This is a genomic window from Streptococcus sp. 2018162 (genome assembly GCF_019754175.1).
GTDB classification, from domain to species: domain Bacteria; phylum Bacillota; class Bacilli; order Lactobacillales; family Streptococcaceae; genus Streptococcus; species Streptococcus hashimotonensis.
In genome coordinates, this window is sequence record NZ_JAIJZP010000003.1 from 12,543 (window position 1) to 31,757 (window position 19,215).

General features: G+C 42.9%; 14 protein-coding genes and 1 tRNA gene. 11 read left to right on the forward strand and 4 right to left on the reverse strand.

Going from position 1 to position 19,215, the window contains the following annotated elements; all coding sequences use genetic code 11:
- The first annotated feature begins 341 nt into the window (after window positions 1-341).
- From K5Q22_RS03995 to K5Q22_RS04030, 8 genes are all read left to right on the forward strand, one after another.
- Window positions 342-1,088, forward strand: a complete 747-nt coding sequence (locus K5Q22_RS03995; protein ID WP_024385479.1) for a 1-acyl-sn-glycerol-3-phosphate acyltransferase — start codon at window positions 342-344, stop codon at window positions 1,086-1,088.
- Window positions 1,089-1,155: 67 nt separating this feature from the next.
- Complete coding sequence (locus K5Q22_RS04000; RefSeq protein ID WP_205013709.1) at window positions 1,156-1,818, forward strand: helix-hairpin-helix domain-containing protein; 663 nt, start codon at window positions 1,156-1,158, stop codon at window positions 1,816-1,818.
- Window positions 1,802-4,039, forward strand: coding sequence for a DNA internalization-related competence protein ComEC/Rec2 (locus K5Q22_RS04005; RefSeq protein WP_205013708.1), 2,238 nt, complete (start codon window positions 1,802-1,804; stop codon window positions 4,037-4,039). Before K5Q22_RS04000 ends, K5Q22_RS04005 begins: the two co-directional genes overlap by 17 nt.
- Before the next feature lie 168 nt (window positions 4,040-4,207).
- Complete coding sequence (locus K5Q22_RS04010; protein WP_205013707.1) at window positions 4,208-9,571, forward strand: ZmpA/ZmpB/ZmpC family metallo-endopeptidase; 5,364 nt, start codon at window positions 4,208-4,210, stop codon at window positions 9,569-9,571.
- Window positions 9,572-9,929: 358 nt separating this feature from the next.
- On the forward strand, window positions 9,930-10,961 hold the full coding sequence (holA, locus tag K5Q22_RS04015; protein WP_205013706.1) for a DNA polymerase III subunit delta: 1,032 nt from the start codon (window positions 9,930-9,932) through the stop codon (window positions 10,959-10,961).
- 112 nt (window positions 10,962-11,073) lie between these two features.
- Window positions 11,074-11,679, forward strand: coding sequence for a superoxide dismutase SodA (gene sodA, locus K5Q22_RS04020; protein WP_013730459.1), 606 nt, complete (start codon window positions 11,074-11,076; stop codon window positions 11,677-11,679).
- Between the two features lie 263 nt (window positions 11,680-11,942).
- Window positions 11,943-13,967: a bifunctional UDP-sugar hydrolase/5'-nucleotidase gene (locus K5Q22_RS04025; RefSeq protein WP_205013705.1), complete on the forward strand. Its 2,025-nt coding sequence runs from the start codon at window positions 11,943-11,945 to the stop codon at window positions 13,965-13,967.
- A 196-nt stretch (window positions 13,968-14,163) separates the two neighbouring features.
- Window positions 14,164-14,235: transfer RNA gene (locus K5Q22_RS04030), tRNA-Arg, on the forward strand.
- 106 nt (window positions 14,236-14,341) lie between these two features.
- Here the strand turns inward: K5Q22_RS04030 and K5Q22_RS04035 are convergent.
- The 4 genes from K5Q22_RS04035 to K5Q22_RS04050 all read right to left on the reverse strand — a co-directional run bounded on the left by K5Q22_RS04035 (window position 14,342) and on the right by K5Q22_RS04050 (window position 16,748).
- Window positions 14,342-15,526, reverse strand: a complete 1,185-nt coding sequence (locus tag K5Q22_RS04035; protein ID WP_205013704.1) for a chloride channel protein — start codon at window positions 15,524-15,526, stop codon at window positions 14,342-14,344.
- Entirely contained in the window at window positions 15,516-15,794 is a 279-nt protein-coding gene (locus tag K5Q22_RS04040; protein ID WP_205013703.1) for a chorismate mutase, read from the reverse strand. The genes K5Q22_RS04035 and K5Q22_RS04040 overlap by 11 nt, the downstream gene beginning before the upstream one ends.
- Before the next feature lie 81 nt (window positions 15,795-15,875).
- Entirely contained in the window at window positions 15,876-16,145 is a 270-nt protein-coding gene (gene rpsN, locus K5Q22_RS04045) for a 30S ribosomal protein S14 (RefSeq protein ID WP_002940393.1), read from the reverse strand.
- Between the two features lie 141 nt (window positions 16,146-16,286).
- Window positions 16,287-16,748 (reverse strand): flavodoxin, encoded by a 462-nt coding sequence (locus K5Q22_RS04050; RefSeq protein WP_012775265.1) that lies wholly within the window; start codon window positions 16,746-16,748, stop codon window positions 16,287-16,289.
- 94 nt (window positions 16,749-16,842) lie between these two features.
- Between K5Q22_RS04050 and K5Q22_RS04055 the strand changes: the two genes are divergently transcribed.
- From K5Q22_RS04055 to K5Q22_RS04065, 3 genes are all read left to right on the forward strand, one after another.
- Complete coding sequence (locus K5Q22_RS04055) at window positions 16,843-17,787, forward strand: bifunctional oligoribonuclease/PAP phosphatase NrnA (protein WP_205013702.1); 945 nt, start codon at window positions 16,843-16,845, stop codon at window positions 17,785-17,787.
- Window positions 17,774-18,802, forward strand: a complete 1,029-nt coding sequence (locus K5Q22_RS04060) for an FAD:protein FMN transferase (protein ID WP_205013701.1) — start codon at window positions 17,774-17,776, stop codon at window positions 18,800-18,802. Before K5Q22_RS04055 ends, K5Q22_RS04060 begins: the two co-directional genes overlap by 14 nt.
- Before the next feature lie 118 nt (window positions 18,803-18,920).
- Window positions 18,921-19,163: a type B 50S ribosomal protein L31 gene (locus K5Q22_RS04065; RefSeq protein ID WP_012027466.1), complete on the forward strand. Its 243-nt coding sequence runs from the start codon at window positions 18,921-18,923 to the stop codon at window positions 19,161-19,163.
- The last annotated feature ends 52 nt before the right edge of the window (window positions 19,164-19,215 follow it).

Sequence of the window (19,215 nt, forward strand, 5' to 3'; positions counted from 1 at the left end):
ATGACTTCGACGAATGAAGAAACTTTGTTTCCTTATTTCCAACTTCAAACACTCCACTGGAGTGTTTGAACTCGCCTTGCCTGATTGAAACAGTCTGGGGGACTGTTTCAAGTCAATGCCTAGAAACAAGAAAGCATTGAGTTATGCCTGCGGCTGTTGATGCGAACTTTGTTCGCTTTATTTCCAACCTCCAACTATCTCCCAGATAGTTGGAGCGAGTACTAAAAGTAAACTAAAAGACTATAAATACAGGCTTTTTGATTGTAAATTTGAATGTATATGACATTTCGTTCTGAAGCAAATTTGTGCTATAATAGGAGGGATTGAAAAAGGAGAAGTTTATGTTTTATTCTTATCTACGAACACTATTAACATTCTTGTTGTGGGCCATCAATGGCAATATTCACTATCATGATAGAGAGAAGATTTTGCCACAGGAGGAAAATTATATTCTTATCGCTCCGCACAAAACCTTCTGGGATCCAGTCTTTCTTGGCTACGCAGCTGCTCCTAAGCAGTTCATCTTTATGGCTAAAAAAGAACTCTTCAAGGACCGTGGTTTTGGCTGGTGGATTTCAAAATGTGGAGCCTTTCCGATTGACCGTGAAAATCCTGGTATGGCAGCCATCAAGTATCCAGTTAACATGTTGAAAAAAAGTGACCGTTCGCTGGTCATGTTTCCTTCAGGAAGTCGTCATTCATCTGAGCTCAAAGGTGGTGTGGCGGTCATTGCCAAGTCAGCCAAGGTCAAACTCATGCCAGCTACCTATGTGGGTCCTATGACTATCAAGGGGCTCTTAGCTGGTGAGCGAATCGATGTGGCTTTTGGAAATCCTATCGATGTTTCGGACATCAAGCGTATGGATGATGCAGGTACAGCAGAAGTAACTAGCCGAATCGAGGCTGAGTTCAAACGCTTAGATGACCATGCGGCATCCTTCCAAACCAAGAAAAAGCCAAATATCTTGACTTATATCTATCGTATCCCAGTTCTTTTGCTGGTTGCTCTCATCTTGGGATTGACCTATGCCTTTAGCTATGTCGCCAGCTTCTTCTGGCAACCAAGTACTCAGTTGGATAAAAAATAAGTAAATGAAACTCGCAACTTGCGGGTTTTTTTCTATCTTTTGCGAACTATATAGGTGGAGGTAATTTATGGATACAATCAAAACTTATATAGAAATGTTTAAAGAATACAAGTGGCAGATTGCTCTACCAGCAGCTGCAGGTTTGCTTCTGACGACATTCTTAATTTTCAGTCAACCTGCCAAGTCTGATCAGACAGGACTGACAGACTTTCCACAGACCGAGCAAACTTCTAATAGCTCTGAGTTGGTCGAGGAAACCAGTACAGAAGTAAGTGAGGAGCCTAGCCAGCTGGTCGTTGATGTCAAAGGAGCGGTAGCAAAGCCAGGACTCTACACTTTAGAAGCTGATGCGCGTGTTAATGATGCAGTTGAGGCAGCTGGCGGCTTGACCAGTCAGGCAGACCCCAAGTCTATCAATCTGGCTCAGAAGCTCAGCGACGAAGCGGTGGTCTATGTGGCTAGTAAGGACGAAAATATCTCGGTTGTGACCAGCACGACTGCCAGCTCTGCTATGTCCCAAGAAGAAAAAAATACCAGTCTAGTCAATCTCAATACGGCGACCGAGGCCGACCTGCAGACCATTTCGGGCATCGGTGCCAAGCGAGCGACAGACATTATCGCCTATCGTGAGGCCAATGGTGGCTTCAAGTCGGTGGACGACCTCAACAATGTGTCGGGCATCGGCGACAAGACAATGGAAAGCATCCGACCTTATGTCACGGTTGAGTAAGCTCCCCTGCCAACCCATTCACCTGGCAGTTTTGGCGGTGGCGGCCCACTTTGCCGTCCACTCTTTTTCCTTTTTGACAATGGGCCTGTTGAGTCTGTTACTAGCTGTCTTTGGGTTTCGGCAAGGTAAGGCAGTTTTCCTCAAAACGCTGCCGCTTCTAGCCCTGTGCGGTCTCTTTTTCGGATGCCAGAAGGTCCAATGGGAGCGGGCAGCCCAGTCAGCACCAGAGCAAGTGACGACTGTGCAGGTCATTCCAGATACCATAGACATCAATGGGGACAGCCTGTCTTTTCGGGGTCGGGCTGATGGACAAACCTATCAGGTTTTCTACAAGTTAGCCAGTCAAGAGGAGCAGGCCTATTTTCAAAAGCTGACAGGTCTGGTCCAGATAGAAGTGGAAGCAGAGGTCAGCCTGCCAGCTGGTCAGCGGAATTTCAATGGCTTTGACTATCAGGCCTACTTGAAAACACAGGGCATCTATCGGACTATCAAGCTAACGGCGATTAAGAAGATTGTTCCTGTCCAGTCTTGGAACATTTTTGACTGGCTATCAAGCTGGCGTAGGCAGGCCTTGGTCTATATCAAAACCAATTTTCCGGCTCCCATGAGCCACTACATGACAGGGCTCTTGTTTGGGGAGCTGGATAGTGAGTTTGACCAGATGAGCGACCTCTATTCCAGTCTGGGTATCATTCATCTCTTTGCCCTGTCTGGTATGCAGGTGGGCTTTTTCATCGACAAGTTTCGTTGGATTTTGCTGCGGTTGGGCTTGACCAAGGAAACGGTGAATAAATTGCAGATTCCCTTTTCCCTTGTCTATGCTGGTTTGACAGGCTTTTCGGTGTCAGTAGTGCGGTCCTTGGTCCAAAAAATTCTGGGCAATATGGGCTTGCGGAAGCTGGATAACTTTGCGGTGACGGTCTTTGTCTGCCTGCTGGTGCTGCCCCGATTTCCACTGACAGCAGGTGGAGTGCTGACTTTTACCTATGCTTTCTTGCTGACGGTCTTTGATTTTGAGGATGTGGGGCAGGTCAAAAAGGCTGCGGTGGAGAGTCTCAGTATTTCGCTAGGGATTTTGCCGGTGCTCATGACTTATTTCTATGCCTTCCAGCCCTTGTCTATTCTCCTGACATTTGTCTTTTCCTTTATCTTTGATGTTCTGCTCTTGCCAGGTTTGTCAGTTATTTTTCTCCTGTCACCTCTGGTCAAGATGACTTGGGTCAACGGATTTTTCGTCTTTATGGAGAAAATCATTGTCTGGGTGGCTGATTTGGGCTTTCGGCCTTGGATACTGGGCAAGCCGTCTGGACTGGTTCTCTTGCTCTTGCTGGTCAGCCTCTTCTTGCTCTACGATTTCCACAGGAAGAAAAACTGGCTCCAAGGACTGAGCCTGGTCCTCGCTCTGCTATTTTTTATGACCAAACACCCGCTGGAAAACGAGGTGACGGTGGTGGACATCGGGCAGGGGGACAGCATCTTTTTGCGGGATATACGGGGGCGGACGGTCCTGATTGATGTGGGTGGTCGGGTCGATTTTGCAGCCAAGGAAGCTTGGCAGGAGCGGTCTTCGCAGGCAAATGCAGAGCGAACCTTGATCCCTTATCTGCATAGTCGGGGCGTGGACAGGATTGATAGTTTGGTCCTGACCCATACCGACGCTGACCATGTGGGCGATGTGTTGGAAGTGGCGAAGCGGGTCCAGATTGGTCGGATTTACGTGTCGCCAGGAAGCCTGACGGTGCCTGACTTTGTAGCCACCTTGAAAGAAATCAATGTCCCTGTTGATGTGGTGGGGGTGGGCGACCGCTTGCCGATTTTTGACTCCTATCTGGAAGTTCTCTATCCAGACGGGACAGGTGACGGTGGCAATAATGACTCTGTTGTCCTTTACGGTCGTTTGCTGGAAACCAATTTTCTCTTCACAGGTGACTTGGAGCAGGGGGAGTTAGACTTGATTAAAACCTATCCGCAGCTACCTGTTGATGTCCTCAAAGCTGGTCACCACGGCTCCAAAGGTTCTTCCTATCCTGAATTTCTAGACCATATCGGAGCCAAGATTGCCCTGGTATCTGCTGGAGAAAACAACCGCTACAAGCACCCTCACCAAGAAACCTTGGACCGCTTTGACAGTCGAAATATCCAAGTCTATCGCACCGACCAGCAAGGAGCCATTCGTTTCCGAGGTTGGAAGGAGTGGACGATTGAAACGGTGAGGGAGTAGATTTTGGTAGTAAGCTATATAATTATAGTTTGTTTAGTTTCCTAACAACTATTGTTAGGAAATTTTCTTGCTTTGGTGAGATTGCTAGCGTTTTCTTTGCATTTCACTCTTCTTACTTATATAATTGTAGTAGAGTTTTTATTTGGCTCAAAAGGAGACTATATTTTAATGAATTTAAATTTTTTACAAAAGAAGCACCATTTTGGTATACGTAAGTTTTCCATCGGTGTCGTGTCAGTTGCTCTGGCCATTAGCTTTAGCGTCCTTGGAGGGCAGGTTGCGGCTGCGCAAGAGGTAAGTCAAGTGCCTACTAGTAGTCAACAAACTAGTCAGTCAGTAACAGATGAGCCAAGTCAAGTGCAAATTACTAATGAAACAGTTCATCAAACTGCGGAAATAGTGGGGACGGAGTTATTAGCAACAGTTCCCGCAGAGACTTTGTCTCCAGTAGCTCAGTCTACACAAACTGATTCAATCGTCTCACAGACCCCAGTTACCCAAGAAAATCAATCAACAACACTCGATCAAGAAAAGGCAAACTCAGTTCAACCCCTGTCGGAAGCGAAAGTCAGTGAACCTAGTATAGCGACAGAAAGTCCTCAAACAGTTGTTGTAAACCCAAGCCAATCAGCAGTAGAGCCAGCTACAACAGCTCAGCTAGCAGAAACATCAGCAGTAGAATCTGCTCCGACTGACCAGCTAGCAAAAGAAGTAGTCCAACCCGTACTTCGTTCAGTATCCATGGCTCGTAGTGTAGCTGCCAATGAAGTTGCTAAATTGCCACTAGATGACCAAGGGGAGCTTATGACCTCCGTCAATGGAAAAACAGTTCAGCAGTTTCAAGTGGTTTATTCGGATGGTAGTAGTCAGATAGTCCCTGCGACGACTCAGCCGACGACAAGCCAGACCAGAGAGGCAGTTGCGCAGCAGGTTGCTTCGCTGAAAAATGATTTTGCGGCTGTGACCTATGACTCACTCTATCCTTACTTGGGCCATCAAGAAAGTTTTCTTGAAAAAAATGCTCTAGAGACGGCCATTCGGAAGGAAAATGGGGGAAATGCTCTGTCAGCCGACCAGCTGCAGTCTCTCAAGCAGACAGCTTATATGGATATGCTGGATATGAGGGAGAGTTTTGAGCGAGTAAAGGCTAAGATTGAAACGAGTCTGACGGGTATTTTTGAGAAATCAAGCCAAGTCAATGTAGAGGATATCCGTCGTAATAAGGAGAAGATTTTAGCAGGTCTTTCCTATCTGGATCGTCAATATTCCTTTGAATTTGGTCAACATCAGGCCCAAGATTTAATCTTGTATCACCCTCAGGTTTTTGGTGGTGGCGGGAGTCCTCTTGGAACTCTTACTATCTTGAATACCCTGACCTATCGTGATTTGACCTTGGGACAGTCAGCGACTACTTACCAAACCAAACTAGCTCCAATTACAAATCAAGCTGATATTTTCTCCTTTGTGGAGAAGGGAGTTAGCCTTTTTGAGCCAAGTAAAACAGGGGAGCAATGGTTTAAGGAGACCAGTAAGGCTCATCTGGCAGAGTCCCAATCTCCTTACGGCGATTCTTCACTCTATCAGAAATTAAAGAGCAATGCACGTCTAAATAACCACCTCATTCCTCTCCTGACCCTACCTAGTGATCTCATATATGCCATTAGCACTTCAAACACAGTCAACTACGGTTTGACGGAATCCTATGTTCGACCAGGTGACCAGACCGGCTTGGCAACATTTAAAGCTAACTTACAATCCTATGCTGATGACCAGGAAAGCTTTTTGAAATTCTGGCATCGTATCAGTCAGAACAAGGATATTCTAGCCAATCATGAAACCATTATTGTGATTGATAGTCCGCAGAAACTAGGGACAGCTACTCAGCGCGTTCAAGAACTTTATTCACCAAAATATGGTTCAAGTGTTTTAGAAGGGGTCGAGAAATTTATCAGACCGCTCAACCTTTATGCCAACTTTTTACAAGCTGATGGTCAGGCCAATGGAAAGACTTCTATTAACCTCTTCTTGAAAAAATCCCTGTCTGAGGCAGGTCAGTCTGTCTATACCCATGAATTGACCCATATGTTTGATAAGAACGTTTGGTTAAATGGCTATGATAGACGAGCTGGCCAGTTACAAGAAGTTTTTGCCAGAGGAATGTTTGAGTCTATGGATGTTGCCAAAACACCCTATCAAGACCCGAGCTTTATTATCAATACCGCCTTTCGCATGGGAGACAATCGGACACAAAATGCTAGTCCAGACCGTTTCCAAACAAGTGATGACCTCAAGACCTATATGCAGGGTATCTTGGACGTCTTGTACACTTTAGACTACGCAGAAGCTCAGTCTATCTTGGGTCAGATACCTGAAGACAGGGCGGTCCTACTTAATCAGCTGAGCCTTGTCGCAAGTGCCAATGGTGGTCAGACAGATCAATCTCAACCGATTTCCAGAGATTTAGCAGCAGGTTTGCAATCTGTCCATGATTTTGTAGATAATCAATTGATTTCCGGTCGCTACAAGTTTGATGGTCTCAATACCACAGGAATAGCTCGAACCAATTCTTACTACACCATTCCTCTCTTTGAGCCTATCTATGCAGGTCTGCAAAACAATGCAGGAACAGTAGGTGATATTAGCTTTAGAAGAAATGCCTATGATATTCTAGGAGAATATGGTTATGAAAAAGGAATGGTAGCCTATGTTTCTGGCCAGCATGCCAATGATCAGGCAGCTTTGAATGCCATTATGCCAGAATATGGAGGAGACCTAGCAACCTTTAAGAAAGCTATGTTTGACCGTCGCATCGCCAAGGTTACCGAACTAAAATCCACTAGTGTAGCCAGCGATTTCGCTGCTATTCAGAGTTTGATGGATGCAGCCATTGCCAAAGATTTGCAACAGATGAAACTTAATGCAACCAACAAGGTAGCCTTGTCAACCAGAGTTTCAGCTGTTCAAGAATTGAAAAAGAGCATCTTCCAGGCTTATTTGAAGGATACAGATGACTTCCGTTCAAGTATTTATCAAGAAGTTCAGGCGCGTGACCTGTATGTCACTCAGGGAGATGAGCAATCCAGAGACGGTCAAGGAACAGAAGGTAATCCATATCATAGCTTGACTTATGCACTTTCTCAAGCTAGGGATGGTGATACCATCAAATTGGTAAGTGATGTTCAACATCGTCAAGAAACGCCTTTCCTTATCAATAAGGCGGTCACAATTGATGGTCAAGGGCATCGCCTCACCTTCCGAGGTCCAAATGTAGAATTGGGTAATGATGTAACCTTTGCCAACATGACGCTGAATATGATTGTAGATGCCAGTCAACAAGCAACGCTCTATGCCAATGGTTACCATTTGACCTTTGATAGAGTTTCTACAACCATAAGTCAAGCTCAAAGCAATCTCCGTCCAAGCCTGGTTGCCGGCTCTCGTACGGGCGATCCAGCAGGAAGCCATGGGCAAATTACTATTACCAACGGAAGTTCAGATACACGATTTAACACAATCTACGCAGGAAATGCAGATTCAGCAAGCAGCATTCCTGTGACAATTTCAATCCTGTCGGATTTTGTCAATGCCGATCAAGGTATTAAACTGTCAGGTGTTAATGGGGAGCTTGTTGAGGGACCAGTGTCTGTTATTTCAAAATCTAGTAGTTTGAAATCAATTGACGGTAATGGTAGTTTGGATAATAAGGTTACGATTGACACTGCACGCATTCACGGATTGAATGTACAAAATATCCAAACTTTAGAATTGGTCAATAAGGCAGATGTTAGTTTAGCCAGTCAGGTATCTGAGATTTCAACAGGTGTAGAACTTGCAACTGGCACGCAGTTGATCATTGCCAATGATCCAGTAACTCTGGGAAATCTATCTGGTCAAGGAAAAGTCATTGTCCCAGCTACAGCTAGCCTAGCAGTAACAGGTAGCATTGAAGGTACTGTTGAAGTACTTGTTAGAGGATTTGAGCATAATCTAAGTCCTCATGTTGATAAGGTATTCGTGACTGCTGAAGGTGGCTTTGCAGATACTATTCGAATTGCCTTGGAAAACCAATCGGACCGTTTTAGCTTGAGCAATGAGGGAATTTCCTATCGTTTAACAGAGCCGACTCAGACACCACAGAACCTCCAAATCAACCTTCGTTTCAAAGAAGGTGAAACAGTAGTCAAAGAAGAAAACTTGACCTTGCAAGTAGGTTCCTCTGTGACAGATTTGGCAGCACGTTTGCCTCAACCAGCCCAAGGACATTATGAAATTGCATCAAGTTTTGACCAGACTCAATTGAACAACCTGCAAATATCTCAGACAATTGAGATTCCATTGGAATTAATCACCCCTTCCCTACCAGTTAAAGTATTCGATAAAACTGCGGTTACAGGTCTTGAATTGGTGACCCCACCGACTAAGACAGACTATCGTCCAGCTGAAACAGTGGAATTGGCAGGTCTTCAAGTGAAGCTAGTGGACAATCAAGGTCTATCCAAAACCATCACTCCAGACCAATTCAAGGAGTACGGTGTGGAAGTGGTGCCTGTTACCCTGACCCCACAAGTTACTAGTCTGCAACTCCGTAAGGACACTCATGAGGTGGCTATTCCAATTCAGGTTACCCCATGGAAAGCAGATGTTTATTCGGTTACTGTCGGAGATAAGTATGTCTATGAAACAGATGACGATTTGACTGCGGTGGGAACTGCTATTTTGGCCAAGGTTCAGGTTGATGCCCAGGCAGGTCCTGTTGAAAGGAGTCTTGTAAATCCTCTTCCCACAACCCTTGGTGAACATACTATTCCAGTCCTTGTTCGATTTGATGACGGCAGTCAGGAGCAGGTATTTGTTCAAGTGATTGTCCAGAAAACAGAAAATGGAAAAGGAGTCACTCATGAATTGCCAGTCGGTGTTCTTCCAAAATCCGATCTCTATCAAGCTCAGGTTACAGGAACAGCCCAAGCTCTTCCAACTAGCACTAGTGAAGCAACCACGGCTGAAATCTTGAAGCAAATCAGTCTTCCGCCCGCAGCCGGTCAAGTTGATTTTGAAGTTATAGGCTCACTACCACATTCCAGCGGTGATTATTCTATTACCGTTCGAGTGGTTTATGATGATCGTAGTCAAGAAGAAGTCGCTGTTCCTCTTCATATTCTCTTTGTAGAAAATGGCAAGGGCGTCAAACATGAACTGCCAGTCGGCGTTCTTCCCCCGTTAGAAACAGGCAAGGGTGAAGGAGTTACCCATGAATTGCCAATCGGCGTTCTTCCCCCGCTAGAAGTAGCTAAAGGAACTTTTGTGGTTTCAGAGAAAGGGACAGGAGAAAATAGTCCAAAGCCAGCCGCAAAAGAAATGGCAGTCCCTGTGAGTGCTGTTGAACAGAAAAAATTGTCTAATAGGCAGCTACCTGAAACAGGAGACAAGAATGATCTTGTCCTGGTTGGCTTAATGCTTGCACTCTTTAATCTGGTCTTTTTGAAGCATGGTAAGAAATCTCATCATTCTCTTTATAGAGGAGATGAGAAATAGTAGCAATGAATCCCAGTTTCGACTGAGTATTCATTCTCTTAAATACTACAAATCGAGTTCTATCCTAATTTTGAAGGCAGAAGCTAAATGTATTAGTTTCTGCCCTTTTTTATAATTGATAGAAGAATTGATACTTTTCAAAAATCAAAAACAAACCTTGCTAGCTGAAAACAAAAGTTCTATTCGCACATGTCGAAACGAACTGTTCGTTTTAGCTCCAACTTCGAAATGATTCCCCGACCATTGAAAACGGTTTGGTTTTGATTTTAATTGAGTATGACTAATCTATTTTTATTAATGAGTTTGTTTTCTATTTTTATTTCAACATGGTATAATTTATTAAGAATTAGAGGTATACATGTTAGTTATTGAACAGATTGAAAAATTAAAAAAAGAGAAATTAGAGCTTCTGACCGTTTTATGCGGTGAAGACATCGGACAATACCAAATAGCGAAAGACTTACTTCTGAGGAAGCTTGATTTTGATGCGGCAGATTTAGGTTTTGCCTATTTTGATATGTCGGAGGCTGATTATCATCAGGTAGACTTGGACTTAGTTTCTCTTCCCTTCTTTTCAGATGAAAAAGTAGTGATTCTTGATTATTTTGCAGACTTGACGACGGATAAAAAACGACATTTGACGGATGATGAACTCAAACAGTTTGAGGCCTATTTGGAAAATCCTGTCGAAACAACACGTTTGGTCATTCTAGCACCGGGTAAGTTGGACAGTAAGCGTCGTCTGGTCAAACTCCTCAAACGAGATGGACTAGTATTAGAAGCCAATCCCCTGAAGGAGCTGGATTTGAAAAATCATTTCCAGAAAGAGATACTGCATCTTGGATTGCAGATGGGAGGAGAGGTTTTTCAATATCTTTTAGAAAAGTCCAATTTTGATTTTTCAGAAATCAGTAAGAACCTGGCCTTTCTTCAATCTTATAAGGGAAAAGAGACGATTGAAATTTCAGATATTGATGCGGCTATCCCCAAAACACTACAAGATAATATCTTTGATTTAACACAGTTAATTCTACAATCCAAGGTAGACGAGGCTCGCAACTTAGTTCGTGACTTGCGGTTGCAAGGGGAGGAAGAGGTTAAGTTGATTGCCATCATGTTAACCCAATTTCGAACCTATCTACAGGTGCAAATACTACTAGAGCAAGGCCGAGGGGAACAGCAGATAGTAGCTGAGTTATCAACTATTATGGGGCGTAAGGTGAATCCATACCAAGTAAAGTATGCTTTGCGTGATTCACGCCATCTGTCCATTGGATTTTTGAAAAAAGTCGTCAAGCTCCTAATCGATACAGATTTTCAAATTAAAACAGGTCAATTTGATAAGGATTATTTATTTGATTTGGCATTATTAAAAATTGCGACCACATAGTAAAAAGAGTATTTTTAGACCGAGGGTCAACCGTAGTTTCAGACAAATAAATTGAAAAGGCTCTCACATTGGAGTAGAATAGAACTATCACTTAGTATAGGAGAAAACGAAAATGGCAATTATTTTACCAGACCTTCCATACGCATACGATGCCTTGGAACCACATATTGATGCAGAAACAATGACCCTTCACCACGATAAGCACCATGCGACTTATGTTGCAAATGCTAATGCTGCCCTTGAAAAACACCCTGAAATTGGCGAAGACTTGGTAGCTCTTTTGTCAGATGTGGAGCAAATTCCAGCTGATATCCGCCAAGCTTTGATCAACAACGGTGGTGGTCATTTGAACCATGCTCTTTTCTGGGAATTGCTTTCACCTGAAAAAACAGAAATTTCAGCAGAATTGGCAGCAGACATTGATGCAACTTTTGGTTCATTTGATGCTTTCAAAGAAGCCTTCACTGCAGCAGCAACAACTCGTTTCGGTTCAGGTTGGGCTTTCTTGGTTGTTAATAAAGAAGGCAAGTTGGAAGTTATCTCAACTGCTAACCAAGACACACCAATCATGCAAGGTTTGAAACCAATCTTGGCATTGGATGTTTGGGAGCATGCTTATTACCTTAACTACCGTAATGTCCGTCCAAACTACATCAAAGCCTTCTTTGAAGTAATCAACTGGGACAAGGTTAACGAACTTTATAAGGCAGCTAAATAAGAACAGTTCTCTTCCGTTTGGAAGAGATTTTTTAGTTGCGAAGAGTACTTTGGAGAGAATTGTGTAAGGAAAGAGGGGTGATTTTTCGTATTATGGATAAAAATAACAAGATATTTTCAGAAAAATGATGTAAAAGTAAGAATAAACGAATGTTTTTATAATTTTTTGTTATAAATGACTGATTTAATGTTGAAAAGCCGTAAGAAAAGGATTATTATAGATATGTCAATATGACAAAAAATAGAAGGAGCATTGATTTGCTTATGAAAAAGAATATTCGGTTGAAAAGCAGTGTACTAGCTCTTGTAGCTGGTTTTAGTGTCATTACAACACAGGCTGTTTTAGCAGATGAATTAGCTGTCCAAATTATGGGAGTTAATGATTTCCATGGTGCGCTTGATACGACAGGGACAGCGCGATTAGAGGGGGAAACAGTTCGGAATGCGGGAACTGCCGCCTTGCTTGATGCTTACATGGATGATTCGCAAGCAGAATTTGAAGAAACAGCAGCAGAAACAGAAACACCTGCAGAGTCTATCCGTGTTCAAGCCGGAGATATGGTTGGTGCAAGTCCATCGAATTCTGGACTTTTACAAGATGAACCAACTGTAAAAGTCTTTAACAAAATGGATGTTGAATACGGTACTTTGGGGAACCATGAATTTGATGAGGGACTTGATGAGTATAACCGTATCATGACTGGTGAAGCTCCAAAAGAAGGTCAGTTTAATGAGATTGTGGATAATTATACTCATGAAGCTGCCAAACAGGAGATTGTTATCGCTAACGTTATTGACAAAGAGACGGGTGAAATTCCGTATGGCTGGAAACCATATGCTATTAAGACTATTCCTGTAAATGATAAAGAAGCAAATATTGGCTTTATTGGTGTAGTTACGACAGAAATTCCTAATCTTGTTTTGAAGAAAAACTATGAGCAGTACACTTTTTTGAATGAGGCAGAAACGATTGCTAAATATGCGCGTGAGTTAGCTGAAAAAGGTGTAAATGCGATAGTTGTACTGGCTCACGTCCCAGCTACAAGCAAGGATGGTGTGGCTGCTGGTGAAGCTGCAGATATGATTGCTAAGCTAAATGAAATCTATCCTGAACACTCAGTTGACCTTGTGTTTGCCGGTCACAACCATGTCTATACAAATGGTACAACAGGCAAAACCTTGATTGTTCAAGCTACCTCACAAGGTAAGGCTTATGCAGATGTTAGGGCTGTTTATGATACAGATATTGCCGACTTTAAAGATGTTCCGACTGCGAAAATTATTGCAGTGGCACCAGGGCAGAAAACACCAAGTCCAGAAATTCAGGCGATTGTAGACGAAACAAATACCATTGTTAAAAAAGTAACAGAGCAAAAAATTGGTACGGCTAGTCAAGCGACAGATATTTCTCGCGAGGTAAATGAATTTAAAGAAAGTGCTGTGGGAAATTTAGTAACATCTGCTCAATTAGCTATTGCTAAGAAATCAGGTTATGATGTTGACTTTGCAATGACCAACAATGGCGGGATTCGGGCAGATTTGAAGGTCCAAGAGGATGGAACAGTTACTTGGGGAGCAGCACAAGCTGTTCAACCATTTGGGAATATCCTACAAGTCGTTCAAATGACAGGTGAACAGGTTTATACAGCCTTAAATCAACAATACGATGAAGGCGAAAAATATTTCCTTCAAATGTCTGGAATCAAATATATCTACACGAAAGCAGATAATCCAACGGAAGAAAATCCTTACAAGGTTGTTAAAGCCTTCAAAGAAGATGGAACAGAGATTGTTCCGACAGAAACCTATACACTTGTCATCAACGACTTCCTATTTGGTGGTGGGGATGGTTTCTCGATTTTCAAAGAAGCTAAGCTGATTGGTGCTATCAATCCAGATACAGAAGTATTTGTGGAGTATTTGACTGACTTAGAAAAAGCAGGTCAAACCATTAGTGCCACTATTACAGGTAGAAAAGCATTTGTCGAGGAATATGTAGAAGAACCAAAAGCAGAAGAAAAAGGAGATACTGCTGGGACAACTACCGATACGAAAACACCTGAAAAAGCAAGCGACGGTGGCGATAGTGTAGCAAATCAGAAAGCAAACGAGCAACCGGCACCATCTGGAAATGTAGCTCCTATTTCAAATCAGAAAGCTGAAAAAGCATCAGGAAATCAAATACTTCCAAATACCGGTCAAGAAGCCCTAGGCTCACTTCTTATTAGCTTGGGTGGCTTAGTCTCACTCGGAATGGCTGTCTCAATGAGACGTAAGGAAGGGGAATAGGAATCAAGCATAAAGGTGACAAACTTTCGAAGTATGTTCTAGGAGCGCTTCTTTTAGAGACTATCATGAGAGGAATACATAAAAACAATTGTCTTTCATCTTAGAGTCGGTTCTGCTTTTTGTAAAAATTTGAAAAAAACTTATATAACCTTGCTCTTGCAATCTGCTCTCTTCTGGGGTACAATAGAGAAGCAGACTTCCCTTAGTTAAATGGATATAACAAATTCCTCCTAAGAATTAGTTGCAGGTTCGATTCCTGCAGGGGAGATATTTAAAATTGTAAAAACCCTTGAAATATCAATGTTTTCAAGGGTTTTGTTTTTTCTAAAATGTGAGCGAGGGGCAAGAAAGGGGCAAACTATGAATCCAATAGTTCATCGCACCTGCACCCCATAAATGGTCTGTTTTCTGTTTATAAGATAAGCAAGGGCAAGGACAGGAATGGCATAGGGCAGGATATTAGCGCCGAATACTTCATAACTAATGAAGAGAGGAGCCAGTAAGGTATTGGTGGCTGTTCCAAATACGGCACAATACCCAAGGGCTGCAACAAGTTCAGTTGGTAGACCTAGTAATCCTGCTAAAACAACCCCAGAACTTGCTCCAATCGCAAAGAGTGGAGTGACTTCGCCCCCTTGAAAACCTGCAGCCAAACAAAGACAGGTTAGTAGGAGTTTTAGTAGCCAATCGTAAGCAAACACCTGTTCTCCAGCTAAACTGGCATCAATCAAATTGGTTCCTAGACCAGTATAACGACCTTGATGGAAGAAAAATAGTAGAATGGTCAATCCAACTCCCATGATAGCTATTTTAATGTAAGGATTTGGAAGCCATCGAGTTGCGATGCTTTTTGCTTGCGCCAGAAACCAAGCAAATAAATTACCGACAACTCCAAAGCAGATGGCAATCAGAAGCCATTTAAAACTATCTGTAAAATGGAATGAGGTAGTAGCGATGGCATGCGAAAATTTCTCCAATCCCAGTAAGTGGGAAGTAGTAGAAGCCGTGAAAGCGGCAACTAGACAATAGGGGAGACTAGTCCAAGAATATTGGCCAACGACTAATACCTCAATGGCAAAGAAACTAGCAGCCAATGGTGTTTGAAATAACCCAGCAAAACCTGCGGCCATACCAATCTTTGTTATCATGTCTTTGGGCAAGTGTGTGAAACCATGTTTTTGTAACCAATGCGAGAGACTGGCACCAAGTTGGACAGCTACCCCCTCACGACCAACGGAAGCACCAAAAAGATGACTGAGCCAAGTTGTAGAGATGATGAGCGGAATGAGAACTGGAGAAATTTGCACATTCTCACCTTGTCCAGCTTTGAAGACTAAGCTCATGCCTGCATGGACTTCCCTCCCCCATTTTTGATAAATGAAAACAATCAACAACCCTGCAAGTGGCAGAAAGGGGATTAGAAAAGTAAAATATTCAGACCGTAGGTCTCCAACTCCTAGTAGAATTTTCCCAAAAAGTGTGGTGATTATTCCTGCACCGACTCCAATTAAGCTGGAAAAGAAAAGGAGTTGGATGGCTTGTTTCATCTTATTCCTCATGATTCGCTAGCTTGGAAGATTGATAGGCTCTTGATTGGGTCATAATATCGCTAAAGGTTGCTTGAATGGCAGAGCGGTAATCATCCTTTTGAACTAATTTTCCAACTCTTTCAAGGACAGCATTTTCTCGGCTGGTATCCAAAACAGGCTTACCTGTTGCTTGTTTGTAGGCTGTGACTTGGTCGACCAACTCCATTCGTTTTTCAAGTAGTTCAACCAATTGGCTATCAATCGTGTTAATCTGTTCGCGGATGCAATCCAAATTCATCTTATAAACCTCCGTATATTGTTTCAGTTGTTTTTTAGTATAGCAAAAAACAAGGCAGAATACTAGCCTTGTTTGAGGAAGTTACCAACTTGCTTTTTTAACCCCAGGAAGTTGACCAAGATGGGCTAATTCACGGAAGGTAATCCGACTCACACCGAATTTTCGCATATAAGCATGCGGACGGCCATCGGTCCTGTCGCGGTATTTCAGTCGATTTGGATTTGAGTCGCGAGGCAATTTTCGAAGTGCTTGATAGTCACCTTTTTCTTTGAGACTTTTTCGCAAATCCGCATAACGTTCGATTAATTCCAACTGTCTCTGATAGCGTGCCATTTTTGATTTTTTAGCCATAAAATTCTCCTTTTTTTAAAAAAACTTAACCAGTTAATTATATATCAAAAAAATAAAGATTGCAAACAATAGGTGTACAATCTTAATAAAAGGCTAAAAGAAAACAGACTAGACCTATTGATAAGCCAGTCTGTTTGTCAGTTAATTCATTGTATCTAATTTTGCAACAAGGTCTGTCGCGAATTGCTCAAGGTTAACAATATCCTCATCTTCAGCGGCAAGGTCTACCTTAACATTTTCGGCACCCTTAGTTGCACCACGTGAACCCAACATGACATCAAAGTCATCTACTGCACTACAGAAGTCATCATAGAAGGTATCGCCAGAACCACAAACACCGTAGACCTTACCAGTCAAATCTAAGTCAGCTAGGTCAGCATAGAAATCAACAATTTCATCTGGAAGCTCACCGTCTCCACCGTAAGAATAGGTGTAGCTGGCTACCACGATGAGGTCCGCATCCAAGATTTCTTCGGTTTCAATAGTCGTACATTCGTGAACCTGTACTTCCAAACCTAACTCTTCTAGCTTACTGGCGACGATGTCAGCGATTTCTTCTGTGTTACCAGTCATACTAGCGTAAACTATTTTTGCTAGTGCCATAATTTCCTCCAAATTACATAGTAATTCCATTATACCACACTCCCATCATTTTCAAAAGGGGAAGTTTATGCTAAAATGATGAAAAGGAGTTGCTATGACAATTTACAGTAAAATTATTGAAAAAATTCACGAATACGACACAATTATTATTCATCGACATAAACGACCAGATCCGGATGCCATTGGTAGTCAAGTTGGCTTGCAGAAACTCTTGCAGAAGAATTTTCCTGAAAAAACCATCAAGGTAACCGGTTTTGAGGAACCAAATCTTGCTTGGATGGCAGGAATGGACATAGTTGCAGACCAAGACTATCAAGGAGCCTTGGTTATCGTGACAGACACTGCCAATACGGCGCGTGTGGATGACGACCGCTATGTTCAAGGAGATTTCTTGATTAAAATCGATCATCACCCCAACGAAGAGCCTTATGGCGACCTGCTCTGGGTCAATACGGAAGCCAGCTCATGCAGTGAAATGATTACGGAACTGGCCATCCAGAGCCAACTGGAACTAGATGGAGAGATTGCTCGTCTACTCTATGCAGGAATTGTGGGCGATACAGGCCGCTTTCTCTATCCAGCAACCAGCTCGCGCACCTTTGAGATTGTCGCTCGTCTCCGCCAAGAAGATTTTGACTTTGCAAGGATGTCTCGTCAGATGGACACCATTGATTTCAAGATTGCCAAGTTGACAGGTTACGTCTACGACAACTTGGAAGTGGATGAACATGGTGCGGCACGTGTCGTTTTGACACAGGATATTCTCGAAAAATATGGCGTGACCGATGCGGACACTTCCTTTATCGTAGGTGCACCAGGACGGATTGGAATCGTTCAATCTTGGGGGATTTTTGTGGAACAAACTGACGGAAACTATCGCGTACGACTACGTAGTAAGTATATTCCAATAAACGAGATTGCCAAACGCCACGATGGCGGTGGCCACCCACTAGCAAGTGGTGCTAACTCTTATTCACTCTCCGAAAATGAGCAAATATACCAAGAAATCCAAGAGGTAGTGAGGAATGCAAGCAAGTAGTCGCTCCCTTCGTTTAATGGGCACTGTCATTGAAACAAAAATCTGGCATCCCCAGGCAGAACCGATTTTGGATCAGGTAGAAGAGCTTCTCTATCTCTACAAGGATCGGTTTTCTGCCAATGACTTGACTTCTGAATTGATGGAGGTCAACCTCAATGCAGGTGTTCAGGCGGTGCCTGTTGCTGATGACCTGTATGAATTGATTAAGTTGGGCAAAGAACACAGTCTGGCTCAGGGATCTTTTTTGAATATAACCATTGGTCCCCTTGTGCAAAGCTGGCGGATTGGATTTAGTGATGCCAAACTTCCAACCCAAGAAATGATCAGTGAAAAACTCCAACTCATCAATCCAAGGGACATTGAATTAGATGATGAGGAGCAGACAGTCTATTTGAAAAAAGAAGGCATGGCGATCGACTTGGGTGCTCTTGCTAAAGGATATGTGGCAGATAAGATTGTCGACTTCCTTAAAAGAATAGGTGTGGAGGCTGGACTGATTAACCTGGGTGGCAACGTCCTGACCTTTGGTCAAGCTCCTCACAATGCCGATGGCTATTGGCGAATTGGTATACAGGATCCTCAGAAACCACGTGGTGAAAATGCCCTCGTCCTCAAAATAGGAGAAGAATCGGTAGTCACCTCTGGTATTTACGAAAGAACCCTTACCGTGAATGGAAAGACCTATCATCATATTTTGAGTTCCGAGACCGGATATCCAATCGAGTCGCAACTGGCTAGTTTGACCATTGTGTCCAAACAATCTGTTGATGGTGAGATTTGGACGACTCGACTGTTTGGTCAGGAAATAACTCGGATTTATAAGATGGTAGAAGAAACTGATGGTATCGAGGCGGTTCTGATTGGGCTGGATGGCAGGATTCTAGTGACCTCAGGGCTTTCTGAGAAAGTTCTTGCTGGTAAAGAAAGGATTTCTGACAGCTTGGGCAGTCCTTCAAGAGGGGGATTTGGCGCCAGAGTAACTTCTGACCTTGCTTCAGGTGCTTCCGTACTATAACTTGAAAAAATATTAAAAAAATAGGTAAAAAGACTTGCCATAAGAACAAACTTTTGGTAAACTTAAATGGTTATAATCTATGGCTCGGAAAGAGTCCATGGCAGAAAGGAATTTTAAAATGAAAAAAGATATCCATCCAGAATATCGCACTGTTGTCTTCATGGACACAACTACTGGCTACAAGTTCCTTAGCGGTTCAACTAAGAAATCAAACGAAACAGTTGAATTCGAAGGTGAAACTTACCCATTGATCCGTGTGGAAATTTCATCAGACTCACACCCATTCTATACTGGACGTCAAAAGTTCACTCAAGCAGATGGACGTGTGGATCGCTTCAACAAAAAATACGGTCTCAAATAATCAGCGTTATAGAAGCGTTAGAAACGTTGATTTTAAGCCATTCCCGAGCTAT

Excerpts from the sequence above, each read along its gene's own strand:
- K5Q22_RS03995 (WP_024385479.1), top strand. The coding sequence starts at position 342 with ATGTTTTATTCTTATCTACGAACACTATTAACATTCTTGTTGTGGGCC.
- K5Q22_RS04000 (WP_205013709.1), top strand. The coding sequence starts at position 1,156 with ATGGATACAATCAAAACTTATATAGAAATGTTTAAAGAATACAAGTGG.
- K5Q22_RS04005 (WP_205013708.1), top strand. The coding sequence starts at position 1,802 with ATGTCACGGTTGAGTAAGCTCCCCTGCCAACCCATTCACCTGGCAGTT.
- K5Q22_RS04010 (WP_205013707.1), top strand. The coding sequence starts at position 4,208 with ATGAATTTAAATTTTTTACAAAAGAAGCACCATTTTGGTATACGTAAG.
- holA (WP_205013706.1), top strand. The coding sequence starts at position 9,930 with ATGTTAGTTATTGAACAGATTGAAAAATTAAAAAAAGAGAAATTAGAG.
- sodA (WP_013730459.1), top strand. The coding sequence starts at position 11,074 with ATGGCAATTATTTTACCAGACCTTCCATACGCATACGATGCCTTGGAA.
- K5Q22_RS04025 (WP_205013705.1), top strand. The coding sequence starts at position 11,943 with ATGAAAAAGAATATTCGGTTGAAAAGCAGTGTACTAGCTCTTGTAGCT.
- K5Q22_RS04035 (WP_205013704.1), bottom strand. The coding sequence starts at position 15,526 with ATGAGGAATAAGATGAAACAAGCCATCCAACTCCTTTTCTTTTCCAGC.
- K5Q22_RS04040 (WP_205013703.1), bottom strand. The coding sequence starts at position 15,794 with ATGAATTTGGATTGCATCCGCGAACAGATTAACACGATTGATAGCCAA.
- rpsN (WP_002940393.1), bottom strand. The coding sequence starts at position 16,145 with ATGGCTAAAAAATCAAAAATGGCACGCTATCAGAGACAGTTGGAATTA.
- K5Q22_RS04050 (WP_012775265.1), bottom strand. The coding sequence starts at position 16,748 with ATGGCACTAGCAAAAATAGTTTACGCTAGTATGACTGGTAACACAGAA.
- K5Q22_RS04055 (WP_205013702.1), top strand. The coding sequence starts at position 16,843 with ATGACAATTTACAGTAAAATTATTGAAAAAATTCACGAATACGACACA.
- K5Q22_RS04060 (WP_205013701.1), top strand. The coding sequence starts at position 17,774 with ATGCAAGCAAGTAGTCGCTCCCTTCGTTTAATGGGCACTGTCATTGAA.
- K5Q22_RS04065 (WP_012027466.1), top strand. The coding sequence starts at position 18,921 with ATGAAAAAAGATATCCATCCAGAATATCGCACTGTTGTCTTCATGGAC.